Raw genomic sequence first — 20,349 nt, 5'->3', positions numbered from 1 at the left:
TCGAACTCCGATCTATCCAGCGAGCCTCTTGCTCATATAGACAGTCGTACCGTTCATGAACGGCTCCTCCCGGTCGATCCTATAGCCGTGCCTCTTGTAAAGCGACACATTGGCCGCGAAGGCGCCATTGGTCAGCAGGCGAAGTTCGTTGCGGCCCGCTTCGGCCGCCTTGCGTTCAGCCCGCTCCAGCAACAGCCGGCCGATCCCCCTTCCCTGCGCATGCGGTGCCACGCAGACATTCTCGATCCAGACATGATCGTCGGCTGGCATGGTTTCGATCGCGCCGACGATTTCGCCCTGGTCGGTCGCAAGGTCGAACTCATGCTCTGCAACCGCTATGTCGTAGTCGGCGCGCATGGGCAGCGGTTCGCGGCCGATCAGCGGCACCCATTTGGCATAGGCCAAGCGCACGATGTCCCGGATGGCTGCGGCGTCCGCCGGCCCGGCCTGCCGGAACTGGATGGAAGGATTGATGCTCATCGAGGGCTCCAGACATGAACAGCCCGCCGACGGTTGCGCGGGCGGGGCTGGGAAGAACGAACCGGAATTAACGGGCCACTCCTCGTCGTCGCGCAATCATGCCGCCTCGCAGTGTACAGGTTCGGCGTCGCATGACATTGGCGCGGGGAAGAACGAACATGGCGCCAAGCTGGCGCAGCATGAGTGGCCCGTCAAGCCGACGCCAAGCCACCTTCTGGCGGTGCCCCAGCCTCTTTACCGCGCTGCCTCACCAACCCTGATTAGAGGCATGCCGTATCGGCCCTTGGCCAACGACCGCATTTTGGTCACGTAAGCCGGAAAACCGTCCTGGAAAATCGATCATTCTAACGAAAATAATTCATTGGAAAGATTAGTCGGGGAATGGCATTCCCCGGGCGAAGTCGCCTGGAGCATGACGTTGTCTTCCTTATCCCACATTGCGAACGATATTCCAAAAAGCCTGATTTCCGCCGAACCCGCGCAGCGCCGCAAGGCGCTCGACTCGACCAAGGCCGGACCCGTGCCCGGTATGATATTGGTCGCGATGATCACTGCGGTGGCCTTCTCGGCCCGCAACGTCTCCGGCTTTGCCCTGTTCAGCCCGATGATAATAGCCGTCGTCGCCGGCATGATCTACTCCAACGTGCTCGGCACGCCGGGGCACGCCAAGGCCGGCATCGCGTTTTCGCAGCGCCGGCTGCTGCGCTTCGCCATAGTGCTGCTCGGTTTCCAGCTGACGCTCGGCCAGGTGGTGTCGATCGGCGCCGGCGGTGTCGGCATCGTGGCAGCCACCCTTGGCGCCACCTTCGTCTTCACCATCACGCTCGGCCGGCTGATCGGCGTCGACGCGAAACTGGCGCAGCTGATCGCCGCCGGCACCTCGATCTGCGGTGCCTCGGCAATCGTGGCCACCAACATCGTCACCGACGCGCGCGACGAGGACGTCACCTACGCCGTCGCCTCGATCACCTTGTTCGGCACCGTCGCCATGCTCGGCTTCCCGCTGCTGGCGCCGCTGCTCGGCCTCGACCAGCATGCTTTCGGCCTGTGGGCGGGCGCCTCGATCCATGAGGTGGCGCAGGTCATCGGCGCCGGCTTCCAGAACGGCACCCAGTCGGGCGAGATCGCCACCGTCGCCAAGCTCACCCGCGTCGCCATGCTGGCGCCGATGGTCATCGCGCTGGGCCTGATGGCGCGCCGCAAGAGCAGCAGCGACCAGCAGGCGGCGCGCCCGCCCATGCCATGGTTCGTCGCCGCCTTCGTCGCCGTCGTGGCTCTGAACAGCCTTGTCGCGATACCCGCCGACGTGAAATCGGCGATGGCGCTCGCCACCACCATCATGCTGACCATGGGGCTGGCCGCCATGGGCCTGCAGGCCGATATCTCGCAGCTGCGCTCGCGCGGCCTGCGCCCGCTGGCGCTCGCCTTCTCGGCCTTCCTGTTCATCGGCGGCTTCAGCCTGATGCTGGTGAAGTTGGCCTGAACTGGCCCTATTCGACTGGCAGGTTTGGGAATCGAACCATATCGGCTACGGTCCGCGTGTTCGCACCCGAGCCTGACCGATCCATGCTGTTCGTTCCTCTGCCCTTTGTCGTCGCGCTGTTGCTTTTCATTCTGCTTGGAGTGGTCGCCAGGCGCGAGGATGAGGCAGCACCCAACCTGCCGTTTCTTGGCTTGATCCTGGTCGCGGCATTGCAGTCGCTACTCACCGGCCTGCGCTGGGGCTACGGCATCGGCGGCGTCGGCTACATCGCTCCCGTGTCGGCCGCGATCATGCCAGCGCTGCTCTATGCCGGTGTTGCGAGGCTCGTCCGCACCAGCGACAGCCAATGGCCGGCCCGGCTGGTGCTCCATATGGTGCCAGCCGCCGTCGCTTTGGTGCTGGTGATCGTCTGGCGCGACGCCGTGGACGCAGCACTCATAACCATCGAACTCAGCTATGCCGCCGCCATCCTCTGGCTGCTTCGATCCGGCGCGGATGGGCTTCGGCTTGCTCCGTTCGATGGCGCGGTTCCGGCCTACCGGGCCATTATCGCCGCAGCGGCCACGCTGTGCCTGTCGGGTCTGGTCGACATGGTGATATCCTTCGATGTGGCATCCGGGCATGGCGCCCGCGCCGCGGCCGTGATCGGCGTCGCCAATCTTTTCATCCTCGTCATCGTCGGTGTCGCGGCGGCGGCGGCCGGCCAGAGCCGTGTTCCGCCCAATGCCGCAGAACCGGTGGATACCTCGCCCTCACCTGATGCCGGCGAAGACGCCGACACGCTAGCCAGAGTGGACGGCGTGCTGCGGGGAAAGAAGCTCTACCGGGATGCCAACCTCAACCTCAACCGCCTTGCACGGCGCGCCGGAATTCCGGCACGACAGATCTCGGCGGCGATCAACCGGGCTAAGGCCAGGAACGTCTCGCAATATGTCAACGAACACCGCATCGACGAAGCCTGCCGGCTGCTGACCGGCACCGATCGCTCCGTGACCGAGATCATGCTCGCGGTGGGTTTCCAGACCAAGTCGAACTTCAACCGCGAGTTCCGCCGCGTGACGGACATGACGCCCCTCGCCTGGCGGGAACGCCAGGCACCCTCGCTTGCAAACGCGGTAGGCGGTTGAACGCTAACGACTCCCGCGCCAGTTCTACTCGATCACGATAAAGCACGTCCTCGATCGCGATCGAGGTCGCAGGCTTCGATCCGATCTGCGATGGCGCATGCGTTCGTCAACGGAGATCTCAATGAAATTCTGGATCATGCTTTGCACCGTCCTTGTCTCGACAATGCAGATGCAGCAGGGGGCCGACGCCGCCGACGATGTCGGCGTTCGCCAGATTGTTGCCCCATCCAAAGAGCGTGGCATCGATCTTGACGTCACCGTTTGGTATCCTGCGCAGCCAGGCGGCGAGACGGTCAACCTTGGCGACACCGAGCTTTTCGTCGGCACTTCCGCCATGCGCAATGCGCCGGTTTCAGGCGGGAAATTCCCGCTCATCCTGCTTTCGCACGGCGCCGGCCTGGCGGGAAATCCGCAGGCCCTGAGCTGGATCGCAACGCCTCTGGCCGGGCGGGGATTCATAGTCGCCGCCCCCACCCATCAGGGAAATACGGGACCAAAGAGATCGGCCGCCGAGACGATGAAACTGTGGCTGCGCCCCGCCGATCTCACGGCAACGCTGGACGCGATCAGAAAAGAGGCATTCTTCAGGGGTCATCTTGAGCAAGGCAGGACTGGCGTTCTCGGTCTTTCCATGGGCGGCAACACGGCGCTGGCGATAGCCGGCGCCCGCGTCGACCCGAAGCTGCTGGCCGCCTATTGCGACACGGACCTGCTCAATGCGTCGCTTTGCCAGTGGGTCCAGCAAAGCGGCGTCGATCTTCACGCCATGGATTTGCGCCTCGCCGGCCGCGACAACAGGGACGAGCGCATCCGCTTCGCCATGGCGATCGACCCCGCGCCATCCGATGTCTTTGATCTCAAAAGCTTCGGCGGCATCAAAATTCCGGTCGAGATCGTCAATCTAGGCCGGCCGGGAAAAATCCCTGCGACCGCCGACGCCTCCGGCATCGCAAAAGAGATTACAAGGGCAAGCTATGCGACAATCGAAGATGCCGATCACTTCAGCATGTTCGCGGAGTGCAAACCCGGCGCGGCCGCCATCATCGCATCAGAACAGATCGGCGACCCCGTGTGCGACGACGGCGGCGGGCGATCGCGCGGCGAAATTCACGCGCAGCTTGTCGAGATGGCGGTCACGGCGTTCAGCCGCATGCTGAAGACCGCTCCGTAGGACGGCCGCCTCCATTAGGGCTCGAGCTCAGTCCTCGAACGAACTCGCCGCCACATAGATCGCGGCCAGTGTTTCGATGCCGGCCTGGTCTGCCTTGTCGAAGCGGCCGGGCAGCGGGCTGTCGAGATCGAGCACGCCGAAGACGCCTTCATCGTCTTCGAGAAGCACGACCAGTTCCGAACGCGAATCGGCGTCGCAGGCGATGTGGCCGGGGAAATCGTGCACGTCCTTGATCAGCATCGAGGTGCCGAGTTCGACCGCCGTGCCGCATACGCCCTTGCCTACGGCAATGCGCACGCAGGCCGGCTTGCCCTGGAACGGACCCAGCACCAATTCCTCGTCCGAGGCCAGGAAATAGAAGCCCGCCCAGTTGAGATCGGGCACCATCTGGAAGATCAGCGCCGCGGTGTTGGCGGCATTGGCGATCGAGTCGCCCTCGCCCTCGAGCAGCGCCTCCAGTTGCGCGGCAAGATCGCGGTAGAACGCGGCCTTGTCCGAAGTGTCGATGGCCTTGGCTGCGAACATGGCTTGTCTCCGAACTGAGAATCGCGGTTCCGTTTCCGCAGGCGCCCTGCACCGAACGGCCACCGGAACAGTCTACCGTGAATCCTACCCGCCACGAAAGCCGCAAGATAAGGGTCGCTCCCGGCGTCATCGCGGATGCGTCGGGCCGGCTGCTTCTGGTGCGCAAGCGCGGCACCAGCGCCTTCATGCAGCCCGGCGGCAAGATCGAGCCGCGCGAGTCCCCGCTCGATGCTCTGGTGCGTGAATTGCGCGAGGAACTCGGATTGGCGGTCGACCTCGCCACCACCTCCCGGCTCGGCCTGTTCTCGGCCAACGAGCCGGACAGCACGGTCGAGGTGGAATTGTTCGGGCTCTCCATCGACAGCCAGCCGATAGCCGCCCCCGAGATCGAGGAGATCATCTGGCTGGAGCCCGGCTCGACCAGTTCCGTCGAACTTGCGCCGCTGACGCGCGATGTGGTGCTGAGGTTGAGCGGAATGTAGCGGCGGCGGCGCCGCTATTACATCGGACGCTTGGGTTCGCCCTTTTGTGGCATTGCCGGATCGGGCTCGGATTTCTTGTGCTTGTCGGCGGCAATCCTGCGGATGCGGTCGAAGCGGCTTTCCTCTGTCGTTTCGGTCGTGACGACCGTCTGTGGCTTCTGCACGAACACGATCATGGATCGATCTCCTGGGCCAGAGGCCTGCGCGCCGGGGGAGAATCCCCCGGCGATAGTCGTCTCGCCTGCGGCAAAGGCCGGTTCGGCGAGATACGGATCAGGTCTGAAAGACGGCTTTTATGAAACCACCTTCGCGAGCCGGCCGAATCCTAGTAGCCGCCCATGCCGCCACCGCCGCCCGCAGGCGCGGCATCCTTGGCCGGAATGTCCGAGATCATCGCTTCGGCGGTGATCAAAAGCGCGGCGATCGAGCCGGCATCCTGCAACGCGGTGCGCACCACTTTCGCCGGATCGACGATGCCCGCCTTGATCATGTCGACATACGCCTCGTTCTGGGCATCGAAACCCTGGTTGTGATCCTTGCTGTCGGAGAGCTTGCCGACGACAACGGAGCCTTCAACGCCCGAATTCTCGGCGATCTGGCGGAGCGGCGCTTCGAGTGCCCTGAGCACGATCGAGATGCCGGCGGTGACATCGGCATTGGCGCCGTTCAGGCCGGCAAGCGCCGTCCTGGCACGCAGCAGGGCCACGCCGCCGCCCGGCACGATGCCTTCCTCGACCGCCGCGCGCGTGGCGTTCAGCGCGTCGTCGATGCGGTCCTTCTTTTCCTTGACTTCCGACTCGGTGGCGCCGCCGACGCGGATGACGGCAACGCCGCCGGAGAGCTTGGCCAGCCGCTCCTGCAGCTTCACCTTGTCATAGTCGGAAGTGGTTTCCTCGATCTGGCCCTTGATCTGGGCGACACGCGCCTGAATGGTCGCCTTGGTGCCGGCGCCGTCGATGATCGTGGTGGTGTCCTTTTCGATCAGCACGCGCTTGGCGCGGCCGAGCATCTCGATGGTGACGTTCTCCAGCTTAATACCGAGATCCTCGGAGATCATCTGGCCGGATGTGAGCACCGCGATGTCTTCCAGCATCGCCTTGCGGCGGTCGCCGAAGCCCGGCGCCTTGACGGCCGCGACCTTGAGGCCGCCGCGCAGCTTGTTGACGACCAGCGTCGCCAGAGCCTCGCCTTCGACGTCCTCGGAGATGATCAGCAGCGGCCTGCCGCTCTGCACCACCGCTTCGAGGATCGGCAGCATTGCCTGCAGATTGCCGAGCTTCTTCTCGTGGATGAGAATATAGGGCTCTTCCAGCTCCGCGCGCATCTTGTCAGCATTGGTGACGAAATAGGGCGAGAGATAGCCGCGGTCGAACTGCATGCCTTCGACGACGTCGAGTTCGGTGTTCGCGGTCTTGGCTTCCTCGACGGTGATGACGCCGTCATTTCCGACCTTGTCCATCGCCTTGGCGATCATCTCGCCGACGCTGGCATCGCCATTGGCGGCGATTGTGCCGACCTGCGCGATCTCGGCCGACGATTTGACCTTCTTGGCCTTCGCCTTGATTTCCACGACGACGGCCGCGACGGCCTGGTCGATGCCGCGCTTGAGGTCCATCGGGTTCATGCCGGCGGCAACCAGCTTGGCGCCTTCGCGCAGGATCGAGGCGGCCAGCACCGTGGCAGTGGTGGTGCCGTCGCCGGCGAGGTCGTTGGTCTTCGAGGCCACTTCGCGCACCATCTGCGCGCCCATGTTCTCGAACTTGTCGGCAAGCTCGATTTCCTTGGCGACGGTGACGCCGTCCTTGGTGATGCGCGGCGCCCCATAGGCCTTGTCGATGATGACGTTGCGGCCCTTGGGGCCGAGCGTGACCTTGACCGCATTGGTGAGGATCTCGACGCCGCGCAGCATACGGTCGCGCGCATCGGTGGAGAATTTGATTTCCTTGGCAGACATGATTTTATCCAGTTCGCATTTGGAGTGGAGCCGTCACCGCGCAGAGGCGCGGCGCTTCAGTCAGGCGGCCTTCTTGGCTTCGACGCTCTTTTCGATAACGCCCATGATGTCGGCTTCCTTCATGATCAGAAGATCCTCGCCGTCGATCTTGACCTCCGTGCCCGACCATTTGCCGAACAGGATCAAGTCGCCGGCCTTGACGTCGAGCGGAACAAGTGCGCCGTTTTCGTCGCGGGCGCCGGGACCAACCGCGATCACTTCGCCTTCCTGCGGCTTTTCCTTGGCATTGTCGGGAATGATGATGCCGCCCTTGGATTTGATATCGCCTTCGGCGCGCCGGATGACGACGCGGTCGTGGAGTGGCCGAAATTTCATGAGAACTTCTTTCTGGGGCCGGCATAGGCGGCCGCCCCCTTCTATAGGCTCTTTGGCACTCGATAGATAGGAGTGCCAAAATTTATTCCGAGCGGATATTGAATAATCATAGTATTATTTCGGCGCCCGGTTTCATCGGGTCGGAAAACGACCAAATATTTCAAAAATTTGAATTTTCCCGGCAGAGTGCCTATTTATCGGACAAGTTCATTTTCACGATTTCAGACGCAAGGGAGATTTCCTCGATGGCCGACGGCAACCAGACGATCATGGAAAAAGCTGAAGCGCGCTTTGTCGACAAGCAGAAGAAGACGGCGGAGCGCAACAAGGCAACCGCCGAATATATGTCCGAAGCGAGGGCCAGGGAGATCAAGACGGCAAGGCTGAGGCAACTGCGGCTGGCCAAGGAAGAAGCCGACCGCGTGGCCGAGGCCCTGAACCCGACGCCGAAGAAGAAACGCGCGGTGAAGAAAACGACGGAGGCAAAATCATGAGCCTGACCTTCCCCAACCGCAGCCGCAGCTACGACGAGGCCGGCAAGCGCATCCGGTTCGTCGGCTATGACGGCATGTTCCAGATTTCCTTCTCGGTCGCCGCCGATGCCATGACGAGGATGCAGCCGGCGACGGCAGCCAATGAAGCCGGCTATCTCGCCACCTTCGACACCGAGAGCAGTGTCATCCGGGACGTAGCGTCAAAGGCCTATGACCGCACGCGCAAGAGCATGTATGTGCTGACGGCCGACGACTTCCGCTGAGACGACAGGCGAACGGCGCTGGATCAGGATTTACGCTCCGCCTTCTCCCGGCGCTTGACGTCCCGGACATTCATCTGATCGACCATGGCGTTGGCGTCGCGCGGGCTCATGCCGACCATCGCCCTTTGCCTGACGACGACGGGCTGGCCGGTGAAGACGTCGATGATGGCCCAGCTTTGGGGCAAGTCCATGCGCAGTGCGTAGCGGTTGGCCATTTGCCTCAGCCCTGCAACATGAAGAAGACCATGCCCAGGACCGATATCGTCCAGGCGACGACCGACAGCTTCAGCACCATGCCGCCATGGGCGGCCAGGGCCTCCCGCAGCCGTGGAGCGATACCTGCCGACGGGACCGGTTCCACCGCGACGACACGGGGTCCCTTGGCGCCAAGTTTTCCAAAGACGGGCAACAGCGACGGTTCACGCACGAAAATGGCCTCGAATGTCGGGGAAAGTCGGAGCGGGCAAGCTCTCGCCCTTCCATAGCACTCTTTTGGCGAGTGCCCTGCATGCCAAATGCAAATAGGCTGCTTTAACGCCGGCCGCATGCCACGTGACCCCGATCGTCAGATGCTGAAAGCGCGCAAGTCGGCTGGGTAGCAGTCTTCTTGCCGGCACGTCAGCGTCACGACGAAGACTAGGACCTGTCCGGCCCAGGCCGCAAATGCAAGCTGGCAAGGCCCATCGCCCTTGATGGTCCGACGCAGGCTCTACGTCATGTGATTTTTTGGAGGCCTCGCCTCGGGATCGAACCGAGGCTTCAGAGATTTGCCGTCTCCAGCGTAGCCGCTCCGCCACGAGGCCATGACTAGCGAACTAACCGATAATATTTGCGCAAGCGTTAAGACCGAAGAGTCGTTTGTAGACATGTCGCCGATTGCTGCTTTGGCCGGCTCGCGCCGTGGGCAGCACTGACGGCTGCCGATCAGGAATTCGCCTGATGAACTCGCCGGGCGCCGAGCCCGTGAGCCCGCCCTCCGGCGGCCACTTCGCACCACCGGAGGACCAGCCACTTTTCCTCTTGAACAGCCTCTGGATCTGGCCTAGTTTGGGTTGAGAAAAGGTTTTTCCAAACATTTCCGAGCGGGCTCGGCCATTGGCCGGGTCATTCCGGCCTGTAAGAGAAAACCTTTTCCCAATCGGGATTTTCGCCGCAATGGCATTGGACGATCAGCCAGCCTTTCCCAAGCCCGTCACCTTGCGTGACGTGGCGGCCGAGGCTGGCGTCAGCGTCGCCACCGCCTCGAAGGCGCTCAACGACCAGGGCCGCATGACCGCCGAGACCCGCGAGCGCATTCGCGAGACCGCGCAGCGCCTCGGCTTCCGGCCCAACAGCCTGGCGCAGAGCCTGCTGCGGCGACGCTCCTTCACCGTCGGCCTGCTCACCAACGATACCTATGGCCGCTTCTCGCTGCCGCTGATGTCGGGCATTTCCGACGCGCTGGTCGACGCCGGCGTCTCGGTGTTCCTGTGCAATGTCGAGGAGGATCCGCGTCTCGGCCAGCTCCATGTCGAGGCCATGCTCGACAAGCGCGTCGACGGCATCATCGCCACCGGCAAGCGCATCGACCGTCATCTGCCGGTCGACCTGTCCAATCTGCGCATTCCGGTGATCTATGCCTTCACCCAGCCCGATCCCGACGCCGTCGCCTTCGTCTCCGACGACGCTGGCGGCGCGCGGCTGGCAGTGGAGCATTTCTGTCGGCTCGGCCGCAGGCGCATCGCCCATGTCTCGGGACCGGCGAGCTTTGCCGTGGTGCACGCCAGGGCGCAGGCCTATCGCGATGTTCTGACCGAGAACGGCCTGTCGGTCACCGAGCCGCTGCTCGGCTCGTGGTCGGAGGCCTGGGGACACGAAGCCGTGGCGAGGCTGTTCGACGGCGCGGCCGACGGCGCAAGCGAAAGGCCGGACGCCGTCTTCTGCGGCAACGACCAGATCGCGCGCGGCGTCATCGATGCCTTGCGCGAGCGCGGTCTCGACGTGCCCGGCGATGTCGGCGTCATCGGTTTCGACAATTGGGAGATCGTGGCCGAAGCGACGCGCCCGCCGCTGACCTCGGTCGACATGAACCTGGCTGCGCTCGGCCGCGAAGCGGGGCTGACCTTGCTTTCCCTGGTCGGCGGCAAGCCCGCCGCGCCAGGCATCCGGAAACTGCCGTGCCGGCTGGTGGTGCGTCAGTCCTGCGGCCGCCTGCCGGACGGCTGAAGAACCAAACGCCGCAATCGGCGGCAAGCCGCGCATCGCGGCCAAAACGTGGAGGAGGAGAATATGAGGACTTTGATTGCCAGGCTGGCCTTGACGGCCGCCGTACTCGGCTGCGGGCTGCAATTTGCCGCCGCCGAGACCGCCAACATCTGGGTGCGCGCCGACGGCTCGAACTTCATGCCGCGCATCGTCGATGCCTACAACAAGGGCCACACCAACCAGATCAAGCTCGACATCATCCCCAACGCCGAGATCATTCCGAAATACGGTGCTGCCGCCGCCGGCGGCACGGCGCCCGACGCGCTGTCGCTCGACCTGATCTACACGCCCTCCTTTGCTGCCGCCGGCCAGTTGGAGGACATCACCGACTGGGCCAAGTCGCTCCCCTATTTCGCCAGCCTGTCGCCGGCTCATGTGAAGACCGGCACGTACAAGGACCGCATCTACGGCCTGCCCTTCTCCGCCGACGCCTCGGTGCTGATCTGGAACAAGAAGCTGTTCAAGCAGGCCGGCCTCGACCCCGAAAAGGGCCCGGCCAATTGGGCCGAGATCGAAGCCGACGCCGAAAAAGTCAACGCGCTCGGCGGCAACATCAAGGGCTTCTACTTCTCCGGCAATTGCGGCGGCTGCAACATCTTCACCTTCACGCCGCTGGTCTGGGCCTCGGGCGGCGATATCCTCTCACAGGACGGCTCCAAGGCGACGCTGGACAGCCCGCAGCTGCGTGGCGCCATCGATCTCTACCGCTCGATGGTCAAGAAGGGCCTGGTGCCGGAAGGCGCCCAGACCGACACCGGCGCCAATTTCTTCGCCGCCTTCGCCGGCGGCAACATCGGCATCTCGCCGTCGGGTGCCTTCGCTATCGGCGCGCTCAACACCCAGTATCCCGATATCGACTACGGCATCACCTTCCTGCCGGGCAAGGATGGCGGCTGGTCGTCCTTTGCCGGCGGCGATAATTTCGTCGTTACCAAGGGCACCAAGAAGATCGATGTGGTGAAGGAGTTCCTCGACTTCGCTTATTCGCTGGAAGGCCAGACGATCCTGGCCAAATATGGCAGCCTGCCGGTGCGCGGCGACATCGCCAAGGACGCGCTGAAGGACCTCGACCCGCGCTACCAGGTCGCAGCCGAGGCCATGGCCAAGGGCAAGACGCCCTATTCGGTGGTCTTCAACGACCTGATCAACTCCGCCAACGGCCCGTGGACGCAGATGGTCAACGAGGTGTTCTTCGGCGACGACGTCGACGGCGCCATCGCCAATGCGCAGGAGACCATGCAGTCGATCATAGACCAGGCGCCGCAGAAATAGGCGCCTGCCTGCCGGCCGGCCGTCTCCCTGAGCGGGTGGCTGGATATTGTTTGGTTCAGATACAGGGCTATCGCGTTGAGAAGACTCACTAGCATCGACAGCTTGGGACCTAGCGCACTTCGCCTCCCCTTCTCCCCTTGTGGGGTGAGAAGCGGTCCGCGCAGCGGACGAAAAGCCAACTGCTTGGCTTTTCGAGCTTCGAACGCCCTGAGCCTGCGAAGGGCCGGGTGGTGGCCGATCCACTCTGCCGGGTCCCCGCTGCTTCGCAGCCTCCCGGTGTTCGCCGGCCTTTCATCGTGCCACTGGCACGATGAATTCGCCTCCGGCGAACCGGCCGCTCACCCCACAAGGGGAGAAGGAAAAGCGGGCCAGCCATGACCACCATCACAGCAACCACCGCCCCGCCCCGCGCCCGAAAACTCGTCGGTGCCGGTCGCCGGCAATGGATCGGTCTCATCTACGTCGCGCCGGCCGTGGCGCTGGTCATGGTGTTCTTCGTCATCCCGCTCGGCATGACGGCGTGGATGTCGCTGCACAACTGGCCCCTGATGGGCGTGCACTCCTTCATCGGCCTCGACAATTACGTCGCGATCCTGCGCGACACCAGGTTCTGGAATGCGCTGAAATTCACCGGCTATTACACGGTGATCGTCACCATCGCGATCTTCGCCGTCGCCTTCCCGCTTGCCATCTTCATCGAGCGGCCGCGCCCGTTCACCAATCTATACCGCACCGCCTTCTTCATGCCGGCGGTGGTCGGTTTCGCCTCGGCGAGCCTGCTCTGGTCATGGCTGCTCAACGTCGATTCCGGCCTGTTCAGCCCGGCCGCCTACAATCTCGGCCTGATCGACAGGAAATTCAATCTTCTGGCCACCTTCCAGCCGGCCTTCTGGTCGATCATCGCCATGGTGGTGTGGAAGGTCGCCGGCTTCACCATGATCATCCTGATGACCGGCCTGCAATCGATCCCGCAGGATTTGCAGGAGGCCGCCGTCATCGACGGCGCCGGCCCGTTCGCGAGGTTCCGGGCCATCACCTTGCCGCTGATGCGCCGCACGCTGGCGCTGGCGCTGATCCTGTCGGTGGCCGGCTCGGTCCTTGCCTTCGACCAGTTCTACATCATCCTGCGCGGCGGCCCGCGCAACCAGACGCTGACGGCGGTGTACTGGATTTTCAACCAGTCCTTCGTGTCGTTCAAGCTCGGCTATGGCGCGGCGCTCTCCATGGTCCTGCTGGTGATCCTTGTGGCGCTCAGCCTCGTCCAGCTCTGGCTGTTGAGGAAGCCCGAGGGCGTCGACTGATGACGCAGGCAATGTCCGCTCAAGGCAAGCTCGCCGCCAGCGTCGTCAGGCACTCCACCGGCATCGTCGCCTCGGTGCTGTTCGTGGCGCCGATCGTGTGGGCCGCGCTGTCGGCCTTCAAGCCGGCGCAGGAGGCGCGCCAGCCGCCGCTGCCGCCCTGGCCGACGACAGGCTTCTCGCTGGAGAACTACGCCACGCTCAACACCTTCGGCGACGGGCTCTGGGTCTCGGCGCAGAACAGCATCTACGTCTCTGTCATGACGGTGCTGGTCTCGGTCGTCGTCTCCGTGCTCGCCGGCTACGGTTTCTCGCGTTTCCGATTTCCGCTCAAGGACCTGTTCTTCGTCCTCATCCTGTCGACGATCATGATCCCGTTCCAGTCGATCCTGACGCCGATCTTCCTGGTGCTCACCAAGCTTGGCCTGCACAACACGCTGACCGGGCTGGTCGGCGTCTATGTGACGCTGCAACTGCCGTTCTCGATCTTCATGATGCGCAACGCCTTCGACGCGGTGCCGCGCGAGATCGAGGAGGCCGCGCGCATGGACGGCGCCGGAAACGCCACCATGCTGTTGAAGGTGATGCTGCCGCTGGTCTGGCCGGGCGTCGTCACCATCGCGCTGTTCGCCTTTCTCGGCGCCTGGAACGAGTTCCTCGCCGCTTTGGTGCTGATGACCGACCAGTCCAAGTTCACGCTGCCGGTGATGATGACCGCACTCCAGTCCGGCCGCTTCGGCGCCATCGACTGGGGCGCGGTGCAGGCGGGCGTCACCGTGATGATGGTGCCGTGCCTGATCCTGTTCCTGGCTTTGCAGCGCTTCTACATCCGCGGCCTGATGGCCGGGGCCGTCAAGTGATCGATCGAATGGAGTAAGTTCATGACCGCATCGTCTTCTGCCAGGCCTGCCAGCGCCTCCAGGCCCAAACTCGCCTTCCGGCCGCTACCGGTGCCGCAGGTCGACGTGCACGGCTTCTGGGGCGACCGTGCCGATGCCGTCGCCGCGCGCACCGCCGATATCCTCTACGACCGCTGCGTCGAGGCGGGCATGCTGGAGCAGATCGATCCGGACCGGCCCTCGCCCGGCGTCGTCATCCCGTTCCATTCCCCTTCGCCCGACGAGGCGGCCTCCCCCGGCTTCACCGGCTCGACGGTGACGACGCAGATGTTCTGGGACTCCGACTGGGGCAAGACGATCGAGACGGCGGCCTATTCGCTCTACCGCGCCAAGAACCCGGAGCTGGAGAAGAAGATCGACGCCGTCATCGACCTCTACGAAAAGCTGCAGCAGCCGGACGGCTATCTCTCGAGCTGGTACCAGCGCATCCAACCCGGCCTGCGCTGGACCAATCTGCGCGATTGCCACGAGCTCTATTGCGCCGGCCACCTGATCGAGGGCGCCGTCGCCTATTACCAGGCGACCGGCAAGCGCAAGCTGCTCGACGTCATGTGCCGCTATGCCGACCATATCGCCTCGGTGCTCGGGCCCGAGCCGGGCAAGAAGAAAGGCTATTGCGGCCATGAGGAGATCGAGCTGGCGCTGGTGAAGCTGGCGCGGGTGACTGGCGAGAACAGATACATGGAGCTGGCGAAATACTTCATCGACCAGCGCGGCCAGCAACCGCATTATTTCGACGAGGAGGCGCGCGCCCGCGGCACCGATCCCAAGGCCTATCATTTCAAGACCTATGAATACAGCCAGTCGCACATTCCGGTGCGCGAGCAGGACAAGGTCGTCGGTCATGCGGTCAGAGCGATGTATCTCTATTCCGGCATGGCCGACATCGCCACCGAATATGGCGACGACAGCTTGCGGGTGGCGCTCGACCGGTTGTGGGACGATCTCACCAGCAGGAACCTCTACATCACCGGCGGGCTCGGGCCGTCGGCGCACAATGAGGGCTTTACCAGCGATTTCGACCTGCCCAATGAGAGCGCCTACGCCGAGACCTGTGCCGCCGTCGGCCTGGTGTTCTGGGCCAGCCGCATGCTCGGCATGGGGCCGAACGCCCGCTACGCCGATATCATGGAGCGGGCGCTCTACAACGGCTCGATCTCGGGCCTGTCGCTCGACGGCTCGCTGTTCTTCTACGAAAACCCGCTGGAAAGCCGGGGCCGGCACAACAGATGGAAATGGCACCGCTGCCCGTGCTGCCCGCCCAATATCGGGCGCATGGTGGCCTCCATCGGCAGCTATTTCTACAGCCTGGCGGACGACGCGCTTGCCGTCCATCTCTATGGCGATTCCACCGCTCGTTTCGACATAGCGGGCGTGCCGGTAGCACTGACGCAGGCGAGCCGCTACCCCTGGGACGGCGCGGTCGCCATCACCATCGAGCCGCAGGCGCCGGTCGCGTTCACCCTGCATCTGCGCGTGCCGGCATGGAGCGCCGGCGCGGCGCTCAAGGTCAATGGCGAGACGATGAAGCTCGAGGACGTCACCAGCGATGGCTACGCGGCGATCCGGCGCACATGGAAGAAGGGCGATAGCGTCCGCCTCGATCTCGAAATGCCGATCGAACGGCTCTACGCCAACCCGCAGGTGCGTCAGGACGCCGGCCGCGTGGCGCTCTCGCGCGGCCCGCTGATCTACTGCGTCGAGGCGACCGACAATGACGGCAGCCTGCACCGCATCGCATTGCCGCGCACCGCAAGCATCGAGGCGCATGACGAGCCGGACCTGCTGGGCGGCGTGGTGGCGCTTTCGACCACAGCGCTGGCCGACACCGATGAGGGCTGGCAAAACGGGCTTTACCGCACCGACCCGCCCGCTGCCAGACAGACGCGGCTGACCGCCATCCCCTATTTCGCCTGGGACAACCGCGAGCCCGGCGAGATGCTGGTGTGGCTGAGGGACGGATGAGGCCAGAAGGGCGCGAAGGAGCGCGACAGGCTTCATTCTGCCCGCCGCATTCTTCGGTGCCAGTCACACGGAGCCTATCGCCGGGCCTTTGACTTGTTCAGAGCCACGGCGGCGTGGATAAGCGCCTTGAACGCTTCCTCGTCGACCTCCTCGCCCTCTTGGAAATCGATGGCGCGCCTGGTGTTTCCTTCCAGGCTGGAGTTGAACAGGCGCGACGGATCGGGCAGCGCCGCACCCTTGGCAAAGGTCAGCTTGACGACGTTCTTGTAGGTCTCGCCGGTGCAGATCATTCCGGCATGCTCCCACACCGGGACCCCGCGCCATTTCCACTCCTCGACGATCTCGGGGTCGGCCTGCCGGATCAGGCCGCGCAGCCGGCTCAGCATCTCGCCGCGCCAGTCGCCGAGTTCCTCGATCCTGCCGTCTATGAGCTGCGAAGGAGACCTGCCTTCTGGCGACCCGCTCTTCGTCATGTCCGTTCTCCTTCAGCCTTGAGGGCGATCACCGCCCCGTCCGCCCGATCATAGGCGCTCTGTTGCGCGCGGCAAATCCGGGCCCGGCGCGCAAATCTCACATCCGTTCGCCGGGCAGTCGGCTCGCCTGCTTCACCCACTCGGTGAACTGGGCCTCGTCGAACTCGTCGTCCTCATGAATGTCAAGGTAACGCGTGTCCTTGCTTTTGGACTGGCCAAGCGGCACCGGGTCCAGCGAGATGCCGCGGAAGAAGGCCACCTTTATGTATTTCGTGAAGCAATGAAAGCTGAGGAACCAGCCCTCGCCTTCCACGCCATAGAAGGGCGAGTTCCATTTGACGGCCTTGCGCACATCAGGCACGGCACGCTCGATGAGCGCGTCGAGACGGCCGCCGACCTCGCTCTTCCAGTCCGGCATGGCTGCGATATAGGCCTGCACGGGGGCGTTGCCTTCGCCCTTGGCGATCTGCGGGTTGCCGCCAGAAAGCAGGACCGGACCGGCGGTTGCTGGCCTGGCGGCGCCTTTGGCTGATTGCCCCTGCCTCTTCACCATCCATCCCGTCCTTACTGGCTCGCGCGCTGCCGCCCGTTAAGCCGCTTGGCGGCGTATGGCAGCACGAACATGTAGAGGCCGCTGAACAGCAGCAGGAAAAGCGGCAGCAGCGGCGAATAGACCACCCAGGCAGGCGGCTGCCCCAAGCCCATGGCGACGAAGTTGGCGAGGACAGTCCCCGTGAAGATGATCGATAGCCAGCGATGCGTTTGCCGGACCCATTTGTTCCAATCCATGCTACCTCCTCTTGAAAAATGAACGAAACGCCGCTTACCAGCGCGCCAGCTGCGTGATCTGGATGAGGTTGCCGCAGCTGTCGTTGAGCTGCGCTATGGTCGAGCCGGTCACTTCGGTCGGCGCCATGGCGAAGGCCGCGCCCCGCGCCTTGATGCGCTCGTGATCGGCCTTGATGTCGTCGGTGAAGAGCATCAGCGCCGGCTGGCCCTGCTTAAACAAGGCCTGCTGGTAGGCCTTGGCCGCGGGGTTGTCGCTCAGCGCAAGCTGCAGCTCGGTTCCCTCAGGCTCGTCCGGCGAAGCCACGGTCAGCCAGCGAAACGGCCCGTTGCTGAAATCGGCCTTCTTGGTGAAGCCCAGCACGTCGGTGTAGAAGGCAAGCGCCTTCTCCTGGTCGTCCACATAGACGCGGGTCAATTTGATCTTCATCGCATGTCCTCCATAGGTTTTGTTGCGGCGGCCGTCTTCGAACAGCCTTGCCATGAACCCCGCCTGGCGGATTTCAGTCCGTCCGTGCCAGGAGCTCTTCCAGCTTCTCCAGGAATTTCGGCCATCCCATCTTGGCGCCGCCATAGGCCCGCCTCTGCTCGGGCCGGAAACCGGACTGCTCCATGCGCAGATGGGTCCCGGCGGGCGTCGGGGTGAGCGTGAAGGTCACCACGCTCCTGAGATCGAAGGCCGGGTCCTGGTGCGCGAGGTTCCAAGTGTAGGACAGCGTCTTGTGCGGCTCGACGGCAAGCACCTCGCAATCCAGCACGCCGCCCCAGGCGGTGCTGAGGTTGAAGCGATGGCCCACGACCGGATTTAAATCGTTCTTCATCAGCCACTCCTCAATCAGATGCGGTTGCGTCAGTGCGCGCCAGAGTTTTTCCGGCGGATGCGAAATCTGCCGCTCGACGACGACAGTGCGGGTGTCGGCGGCAGTGTCGTTCACTGGTCCATCCTTTTGAGCAGATCCTCGAGATCGTCGAACCGGGTTTCCCAGAACCCGGCCATCTCACGCGTCCAGTCCATCAGCGGCGCCAGCGCGCCGAGCTGCGCGCTGTAATGCGTCTGGCGGCCCTCATGGCGGTCGCGCACCAGCCCGGCCTGCTTCAGCACGCCAAGATGCTTCGACACGGCCGGCTGCGAGACCCCCGACTGGATCGTCAGCGCTCCCACCGTCTGCTCTCCCTGGCGGCACAGCCGTTCGAAGATGGCGCGCCGCGTCGGGTCGGCGAGCGTCCTGAAGAGCGCATCATGAGCATCCGGCATTTAATCGATAACCCGTTGGCTATTGATGGACGTATAACCGTCGGGATATGTATTCGTCAAGCGGAAGATTTGGAGGGGCGGGAAAGCGTCTGGAAACTTCCGGATCGCGTTGCGCTGGGACGCCGATCGCTAAGCCGTGGCGTGGACGCGGTTGATCTCCTCGGCCACCAGCGCCTGCAACTGCCACAGGTTGCGATCGCGAATGCCGCAGGCGTCGAGGTGGCGGATGGTCTCGAACAGATATTGCGCGCCCGAGCCCCAATGGCCAGCGGCCCGGGCCAGCGTCGCCGCGATCGCCCGTTTGTCCAGCCTGCCGACATAGCGCGCATTGGCGGGATCGACGACGAAGCCGAGCGCGCGGCACATGCCGCCCTCGGTCCTGACCCGCAGCCAGCGCGGCACGTTGACGGCGGGCAGGATGGTCATCTCGCGGCGCAGCAGCGCCTCGAGATTGTCGGCAACCGGCTCCGCGATCTCGAACACCATGCCCTGGCATTGGCCACCACGGTCGAGCGCCATCATCAGGCCGGGCTGCTCGATCGTGCCGCGAAACCGCTGCACGGTGAAGCAGAAGGAGCGGTGCCAGCCGGTCGCCACCGCGCGCTCGCCGCCCCTTACCTCGCCCGCCGGCTTCCACAGCAGCGAGCCATAGGCGAACAGTTTCAGCGGCCCGGCCGGCGCATCGGCCAGGATTTCGTCGCTGAAACGCGCATAGTCGGCATCGGTCATGTAGACCATACCCGGCGTCGGCCCGGCATCCTCGACCGCGCGCAAGGTGCGGGCGACCAGCGCCTCCGTCAGCGCCATCGCCGCGGCTCGCGACGTGGACTGTGAACGTGCGGCGGATATCGGACTGTTCATCTTCGTACTCCAGCCTTGCCGCCATGTTGCCCAAGGCAAAGGGATTCTCAAGAGCCAGGGCCACTCGGACGCTGACTCAGAAGCTGAGCGGACCTGCCCAAGCGTTTGAAAAGCCTCGGCGCACCGCCGTCGCGACAGAAGTGGCCGAAAGTCCGCCTGGGTCGGCGCCATCCGCCGCCGGCGGAACGAGATCGCCTTCCACGCGTTTCATTGGGTTGGGAGGGAACTATGAACGATGCGCCGGCAACGCCCATCGGCAGGACGCTTTCGCCCAGCGAAATGGTCACCGTGATGTCGCATTTCCATCGCGCCGAGATTGCGCGCATGGCGGGATGGCGCGACCGTATCGACAGGACCAGCAACTGGGCGATCACCGTCGTGGCCGCGATGCTGTCGGTGTCGCTGTCGACGGCCAGTGCCCACCACGGCGTGCTGTTGTTCGCCATGCTGCTGGTGCTGCTGTTGCTGTGGATCGAGGCGCGGCGCTACCGCTTCTTCGATGTCTACCGCGCCCGCGTGCGCCAGTTCGAGCGCCACTATTTCGCGCAGATATTCTCGCCGCAGCCGGACTTCGCCTCGGACTGGCTGCTGATCGTCGGCGAAAGCCTGCGCACGCCGAAATTCCTGGTCTCGCAGCGGGTGGCGCTGGCGCGCCGTTTGCGCCGCAACTACATCCATATGATGCTGATCCTGCTGCTCGCCTGGATCCTCAAACTGTCGACGCCGAGCCTGCTCGATCGGGCCGCGCCGGTGGGTTTCGTCGGCACATTGCGCGAGGCCGTCAGCGCCGCCGCCCTGGGTCCCGTGCCCGGCCTGGTCATCGTCACGCTGGTCGCCATCCTCTTTGCCGGCCTGCTGGCCGTCGCCTTACTGACGCCCGACGACAACGGCGAACTCTCCTTCGGAGACGTGCATGTCTAGCCCGCCAACAGACAAAAACGC

At 64.1% G+C, this 20,349-nt stretch carries 26 protein-coding genes; 12 read left to right on the top strand and 14 right to left on the bottom strand.

Translation table 11 applies throughout. The annotated features are described in order from the left end of the window. Positions 1 to 12: 12 nt before the first annotated feature. Positions 13 to 480: a GNAT family N-acetyltransferase gene (locus FJ959_RS14530; RefSeq protein WP_140499176.1), complete on the bottom strand. Its 468-nt coding sequence runs from the start codon at positions 478 to 480 to the stop codon at positions 13 to 15. A gap of 418 nt (positions 481 to 898) precedes the next feature. On the opposite strand from FJ959_RS14530, the gene FJ959_RS14525 reads away from it, so the two are divergent. The 3 genes from FJ959_RS14525 (at position 899) to FJ959_RS14515 (ending at position 4,261) form a co-directional block, all read left to right on the top strand. Further along, positions 899 to 1,963, top strand: a complete 1,065-nt coding sequence (locus tag FJ959_RS14525) for a YeiH family protein (RefSeq protein WP_140556332.1) — start codon at positions 899 to 901, stop codon at positions 1,961 to 1,963. Between the two features lie 83 nt (positions 1,964 to 2,046). Beyond that, positions 2,047 to 3,090 carry an AraC family transcriptional regulator gene (locus FJ959_RS14520; protein WP_140630518.1) on the top strand — a complete coding sequence of 348 codons (1,044 nt, stop codon included), beginning with the start codon at positions 2,047 to 2,049 and terminating at the stop codon, positions 3,088 to 3,090. Between the two features lie 121 nt (positions 3,091 to 3,211). Beyond that, on the top strand, positions 3,212 to 4,261 hold the full coding sequence (locus FJ959_RS14515) for a dienelactone hydrolase (protein ID WP_140630516.1): 1,050 nt from the start codon (positions 3,212 to 3,214) through the stop codon (positions 4,259 to 4,261). Between the two features lie 27 nt (positions 4,262 to 4,288). On the opposite strand, the gene FJ959_RS14510 is transcribed toward FJ959_RS14515, so the two are convergent. Further along, positions 4,289 to 4,786: a GAF domain-containing protein gene (locus FJ959_RS14510; RefSeq protein WP_140582607.1), complete on the bottom strand. Its 498-nt coding sequence runs from the start codon at positions 4,784 to 4,786 to the stop codon at positions 4,289 to 4,291. A gap of 77 nt (positions 4,787 to 4,863) precedes the next feature. On the opposite strand from FJ959_RS14510, the gene FJ959_RS14505 reads away from it, so the two are divergent. Further along, entirely contained in the window at positions 4,864 to 5,268 is a 405-nt protein-coding gene (locus FJ959_RS14505) for an NUDIX domain-containing protein (protein ID WP_140630514.1), read from the top strand. Positions 5,269 to 5,285: 17 nt separating this feature from the next. Here the strand turns inward: FJ959_RS14505 and FJ959_RS31785 are convergent, their stop codons facing one another. The 3 genes from FJ959_RS31785 to FJ959_RS14495 form a co-directional block, all read right to left on the bottom strand. Then, positions 5,286 to 5,444, bottom strand: a complete 159-nt coding sequence (locus tag FJ959_RS31785; RefSeq protein ID WP_181165260.1) for a hypothetical protein — start codon at positions 5,442 to 5,444, stop codon at positions 5,286 to 5,288. A 149-nt stretch (positions 5,445 to 5,593) separates the two neighbouring features. Further along, the gene (groL, locus tag FJ959_RS14500; RefSeq protein ID WP_140630511.1) at positions 5,594 to 7,222 is read right to left on the bottom strand and encodes a chaperonin GroEL; all 1,629 of its coding nucleotides are present in this window, start codon (positions 7,220 to 7,222) and stop codon (positions 5,594 to 5,596) included. Positions 7,223 to 7,282: 60 nt separating this feature from the next. After that, complete coding sequence (locus FJ959_RS14495) at positions 7,283 to 7,597, bottom strand: co-chaperone GroES (protein WP_140516246.1); 315 nt, start codon at positions 7,595 to 7,597, stop codon at positions 7,283 to 7,285. 245 nt (positions 7,598 to 7,842) lie between these two features. Here FJ959_RS14495 and FJ959_RS14490 point away from each other — a divergent pair, with 245 nt between their 5' ends. Continuing rightward, positions 7,843 to 8,091, top strand: coding sequence for a hypothetical protein (locus FJ959_RS14490; RefSeq protein ID WP_140499188.1), 249 nt, complete (start codon positions 7,843 to 7,845; stop codon positions 8,089 to 8,091). Beyond that, positions 8,088 to 8,354 carry a DUF1488 domain-containing protein gene (locus tag FJ959_RS14485; RefSeq protein WP_140499190.1) on the top strand — a complete coding sequence of 89 codons (267 nt, stop codon included), beginning with the start codon at positions 8,088 to 8,090 and terminating at the stop codon, positions 8,352 to 8,354. The genes FJ959_RS14490 and FJ959_RS14485 overlap by 4 nt, the downstream gene beginning before the upstream one ends. A 23-nt stretch (positions 8,355 to 8,377) precedes the next feature. On the opposite strand, the gene FJ959_RS14480 is transcribed toward FJ959_RS14485, so the two are convergent. Together FJ959_RS14480 and FJ959_RS14475 are read right to left on the bottom strand one after the other, a co-directional pair. Next, complete coding sequence (locus FJ959_RS14480; RefSeq protein ID WP_140521391.1) at positions 8,378 to 8,569, bottom strand: hypothetical protein; 192 nt, start codon at positions 8,567 to 8,569, stop codon at positions 8,378 to 8,380. Between the two features lie 5 nt (positions 8,570 to 8,574). Continuing rightward, a complete protein-coding gene (locus FJ959_RS14475) occupies positions 8,575 to 8,781 on the bottom strand; it encodes a hypothetical protein (RefSeq protein ID WP_140499194.1) in 207 nt (68 codons plus the stop codon). Between the two features lie 728 nt (positions 8,782 to 9,509). Between FJ959_RS14475 and FJ959_RS14470 the strand changes: the two genes are divergently transcribed. The 5 genes from FJ959_RS14470 (at position 9,510) to FJ959_RS14450 (ending at position 16,032) form a co-directional block, all read left to right on the top strand. Further along, positions 9,510 to 10,559, top strand: a complete 1,050-nt coding sequence (locus FJ959_RS14470) for a LacI family DNA-binding transcriptional regulator (RefSeq protein WP_140565487.1) — start codon at positions 9,510 to 9,512, stop codon at positions 10,557 to 10,559. 63 nt (positions 10,560 to 10,622) lie between these two features. After that, a complete protein-coding gene (locus FJ959_RS14465) occupies positions 10,623 to 11,870 on the top strand; it encodes a sugar ABC transporter substrate-binding protein (RefSeq protein ID WP_140582616.1) in 1,248 nt (415 codons plus the stop codon). A 374-nt stretch (positions 11,871 to 12,244) separates the two neighbouring features. Beyond that, positions 12,245 to 13,171 (top strand): sugar ABC transporter permease, encoded by a 927-nt coding sequence (locus tag FJ959_RS14460; protein ID WP_140630509.1) that lies wholly within the window; start codon positions 12,245 to 12,247, stop codon positions 13,169 to 13,171. After that, entirely contained in the window at positions 13,171 to 14,028 is an 858-nt protein-coding gene (locus FJ959_RS14455; protein WP_140630506.1) for a carbohydrate ABC transporter permease, read from the top strand. Before FJ959_RS14460 ends, FJ959_RS14455 begins: the two co-directional genes overlap by 1 nt. Before the next feature lie 21 nt (positions 14,029 to 14,049). Further along, positions 14,050 to 16,032, top strand: a complete 1,983-nt coding sequence (locus FJ959_RS14450; protein ID WP_140521385.1) for a glycoside hydrolase family 127 protein — start codon at positions 14,050 to 14,052, stop codon at positions 16,030 to 16,032. Positions 16,033 to 16,106: 74 nt separating this feature from the next. Here FJ959_RS14450 and FJ959_RS14445 read toward each other — a convergent pair whose 3' ends face one another. From FJ959_RS14445 to FJ959_RS14415, 7 genes are all read right to left on the bottom strand, one after another. After that, positions 16,107 to 16,505 (bottom strand): DUF1801 domain-containing protein, encoded by a 399-nt coding sequence (locus FJ959_RS14445; protein ID WP_140499206.1) that lies wholly within the window; start codon positions 16,503 to 16,505, stop codon positions 16,107 to 16,109. Between the two features lie 97 nt (positions 16,506 to 16,602). After that, positions 16,603 to 17,058 carry a DUF1801 domain-containing protein gene (locus FJ959_RS14440; protein WP_140630502.1) on the bottom strand — a complete coding sequence of 152 codons (456 nt, stop codon included), beginning with the start codon at positions 17,056 to 17,058 and terminating at the stop codon, positions 16,603 to 16,605. Between the two features lie 11 nt (positions 17,059 to 17,069). Beyond that, the gene (locus FJ959_RS14435; protein ID WP_140499210.1) at positions 17,070 to 17,294 is read right to left on the bottom strand and encodes a hypothetical protein; all 225 of its coding nucleotides are present in this window, start codon (positions 17,292 to 17,294) and stop codon (positions 17,070 to 17,072) included. 34 nt (positions 17,295 to 17,328) lie between these two features. Next, the gene (locus FJ959_RS14430) at positions 17,329 to 17,721 is read right to left on the bottom strand and encodes a VOC family protein (RefSeq protein ID WP_140559866.1); all 393 of its coding nucleotides are present in this window, start codon (positions 17,719 to 17,721) and stop codon (positions 17,329 to 17,331) included. Positions 17,722 to 17,794: 73 nt separating this feature from the next. Beyond that, positions 17,795 to 18,226, bottom strand: a complete 432-nt coding sequence (locus tag FJ959_RS14425; RefSeq protein ID WP_140582629.1) for an SRPBCC domain-containing protein — start codon at positions 18,224 to 18,226, stop codon at positions 17,795 to 17,797. Continuing rightward, positions 18,223 to 18,546, bottom strand: coding sequence for a metalloregulator ArsR/SmtB family transcription factor (locus tag FJ959_RS14420; protein ID WP_140559868.1), 324 nt, complete (start codon positions 18,544 to 18,546; stop codon positions 18,223 to 18,225). The genes FJ959_RS14425 and FJ959_RS14420 overlap by 4 nt, the downstream gene beginning before the upstream one ends. 129 nt (positions 18,547 to 18,675) lie before the next feature. Continuing rightward, positions 18,676 to 19,407, bottom strand: coding sequence for a gamma-glutamylcyclotransferase (locus tag FJ959_RS14415; RefSeq protein ID WP_140630499.1), 732 nt, complete (start codon positions 19,405 to 19,407; stop codon positions 18,676 to 18,678). Between the two features lie 228 nt (positions 19,408 to 19,635). On the opposite strand from FJ959_RS14415, the gene FJ959_RS14410 reads away from it, so the two are divergent. Further along, on the top strand, positions 19,636 to 20,328 hold the full coding sequence (locus tag FJ959_RS14410; RefSeq protein WP_140499219.1) for a DUF2270 domain-containing protein: 693 nt from the start codon (positions 19,636 to 19,638) through the stop codon (positions 20,326 to 20,328). Positions 20,329 to 20,349 lie beyond the last annotated feature (21 nt).

The organism is Mesorhizobium sp. B2-2-4, assembly GCF_006442375.1.
Classification (GTDB): domain Bacteria; phylum Pseudomonadota; class Alphaproteobacteria; order Rhizobiales; family Rhizobiaceae; genus Mesorhizobium.
Note: the sequence above shows the minus strand (reverse complement) of the source record. Positions and strands in the feature narration are given on the sequence as shown.

Bases quoted from the DNA above. Each gene is read 5' to 3' on its own strand.
- FJ959_RS14530 (WP_140499176.1), bottom strand. From the start codon at position 480: ATGAGCATCAATCCTTCCATCCAGTTCCGGCAGGCCGGGCCGGCGGAC.
- FJ959_RS14520 (WP_140630518.1), top strand. From the start codon at position 2,047: ATGCTGTTCGTTCCTCTGCCCTTTGTCGTCGCGCTGTTGCTTTTCATT.
- FJ959_RS14515 (WP_140630516.1), top strand. From the start codon at position 3,212: ATGAAATTCTGGATCATGCTTTGCACCGTCCTTGTCTCGACAATGCAG.
- FJ959_RS14510 (WP_140582607.1), bottom strand. From the start codon at position 4,786: ATGTTCGCAGCCAAGGCCATCGACACTTCGGACAAGGCCGCGTTCTAC.
- FJ959_RS31785 (WP_181165260.1), bottom strand. From the start codon at position 5,444: ATGATCGTGTTCGTGCAGAAGCCACAGACGGTCGTCACGACCGAAACG.
- groL (WP_140630511.1), bottom strand. From the start codon at position 7,222: ATGTCTGCCAAGGAAATCAAATTCTCCACCGATGCGCGCGACCGTATG.
- FJ959_RS14495 (WP_140516246.1), bottom strand. From the start codon at position 7,597: ATGAAATTTCGGCCACTCCACGACCGCGTCGTCATCCGGCGCGCCGAA.
- FJ959_RS14490 (WP_140499188.1), top strand. From the start codon at position 7,843: ATGGCCGACGGCAACCAGACGATCATGGAAAAAGCTGAAGCGCGCTTT.
- FJ959_RS14485 (WP_140499190.1), top strand. From the start codon at position 8,088: ATGAGCCTGACCTTCCCCAACCGCAGCCGCAGCTACGACGAGGCCGGC.
- FJ959_RS14480 (WP_140521391.1), bottom strand. From the start codon at position 8,569: ATGGCCAACCGCTACGCACTGCGCATGGACTTGCCCCAAAGCTGGGCC.
- FJ959_RS14470 (WP_140565487.1), top strand. From the start codon at position 9,510: ATGGCATTGGACGATCAGCCAGCCTTTCCCAAGCCCGTCACCTTGCGT.
- FJ959_RS14465 (WP_140582616.1), top strand. From the start codon at position 10,623: ATGAGGACTTTGATTGCCAGGCTGGCCTTGACGGCCGCCGTACTCGGC.
- FJ959_RS14460 (WP_140630509.1), top strand. From the start codon at position 12,245: ATGACCACCATCACAGCAACCACCGCCCCGCCCCGCGCCCGAAAACTC.
- FJ959_RS14455 (WP_140630506.1), top strand. From the start codon at position 13,171: ATGACGCAGGCAATGTCCGCTCAAGGCAAGCTCGCCGCCAGCGTCGTC.
- FJ959_RS14450 (WP_140521385.1), top strand. From the start codon at position 14,050: ATGACCGCATCGTCTTCTGCCAGGCCTGCCAGCGCCTCCAGGCCCAAA.
- FJ959_RS14445 (WP_140499206.1), bottom strand. From the start codon at position 16,505: ATGACGAAGAGCGGGTCGCCAGAAGGCAGGTCTCCTTCGCAGCTCATA.
- FJ959_RS14440 (WP_140630502.1), bottom strand. From the start codon at position 17,058: ATGGTGAAGAGGCAGGGGCAATCAGCCAAAGGCGCCGCCAGGCCAGCA.
- FJ959_RS14435 (WP_140499210.1), bottom strand. From the start codon at position 17,294: ATGGATTGGAACAAATGGGTCCGGCAAACGCATCGCTGGCTATCGATC.
- FJ959_RS14430 (WP_140559866.1), bottom strand. From the start codon at position 17,721: ATGAAGATCAAATTGACCCGCGTCTATGTGGACGACCAGGAGAAGGCG.
- FJ959_RS14420 (WP_140559868.1), bottom strand. From the start codon at position 18,546: ATGCCGGATGCTCATGATGCGCTCTTCAGGACGCTCGCCGACCCGACG.
- FJ959_RS14415 (WP_140630499.1), bottom strand. From the start codon at position 19,407: ATGAACAGTCCGATATCCGCCGCACGTTCACAGTCCACGTCGCGAGCC.
- FJ959_RS14410 (WP_140499219.1), top strand. From the start codon at position 19,636: ATGAACGATGCGCCGGCAACGCCCATCGGCAGGACGCTTTCGCCCAGC.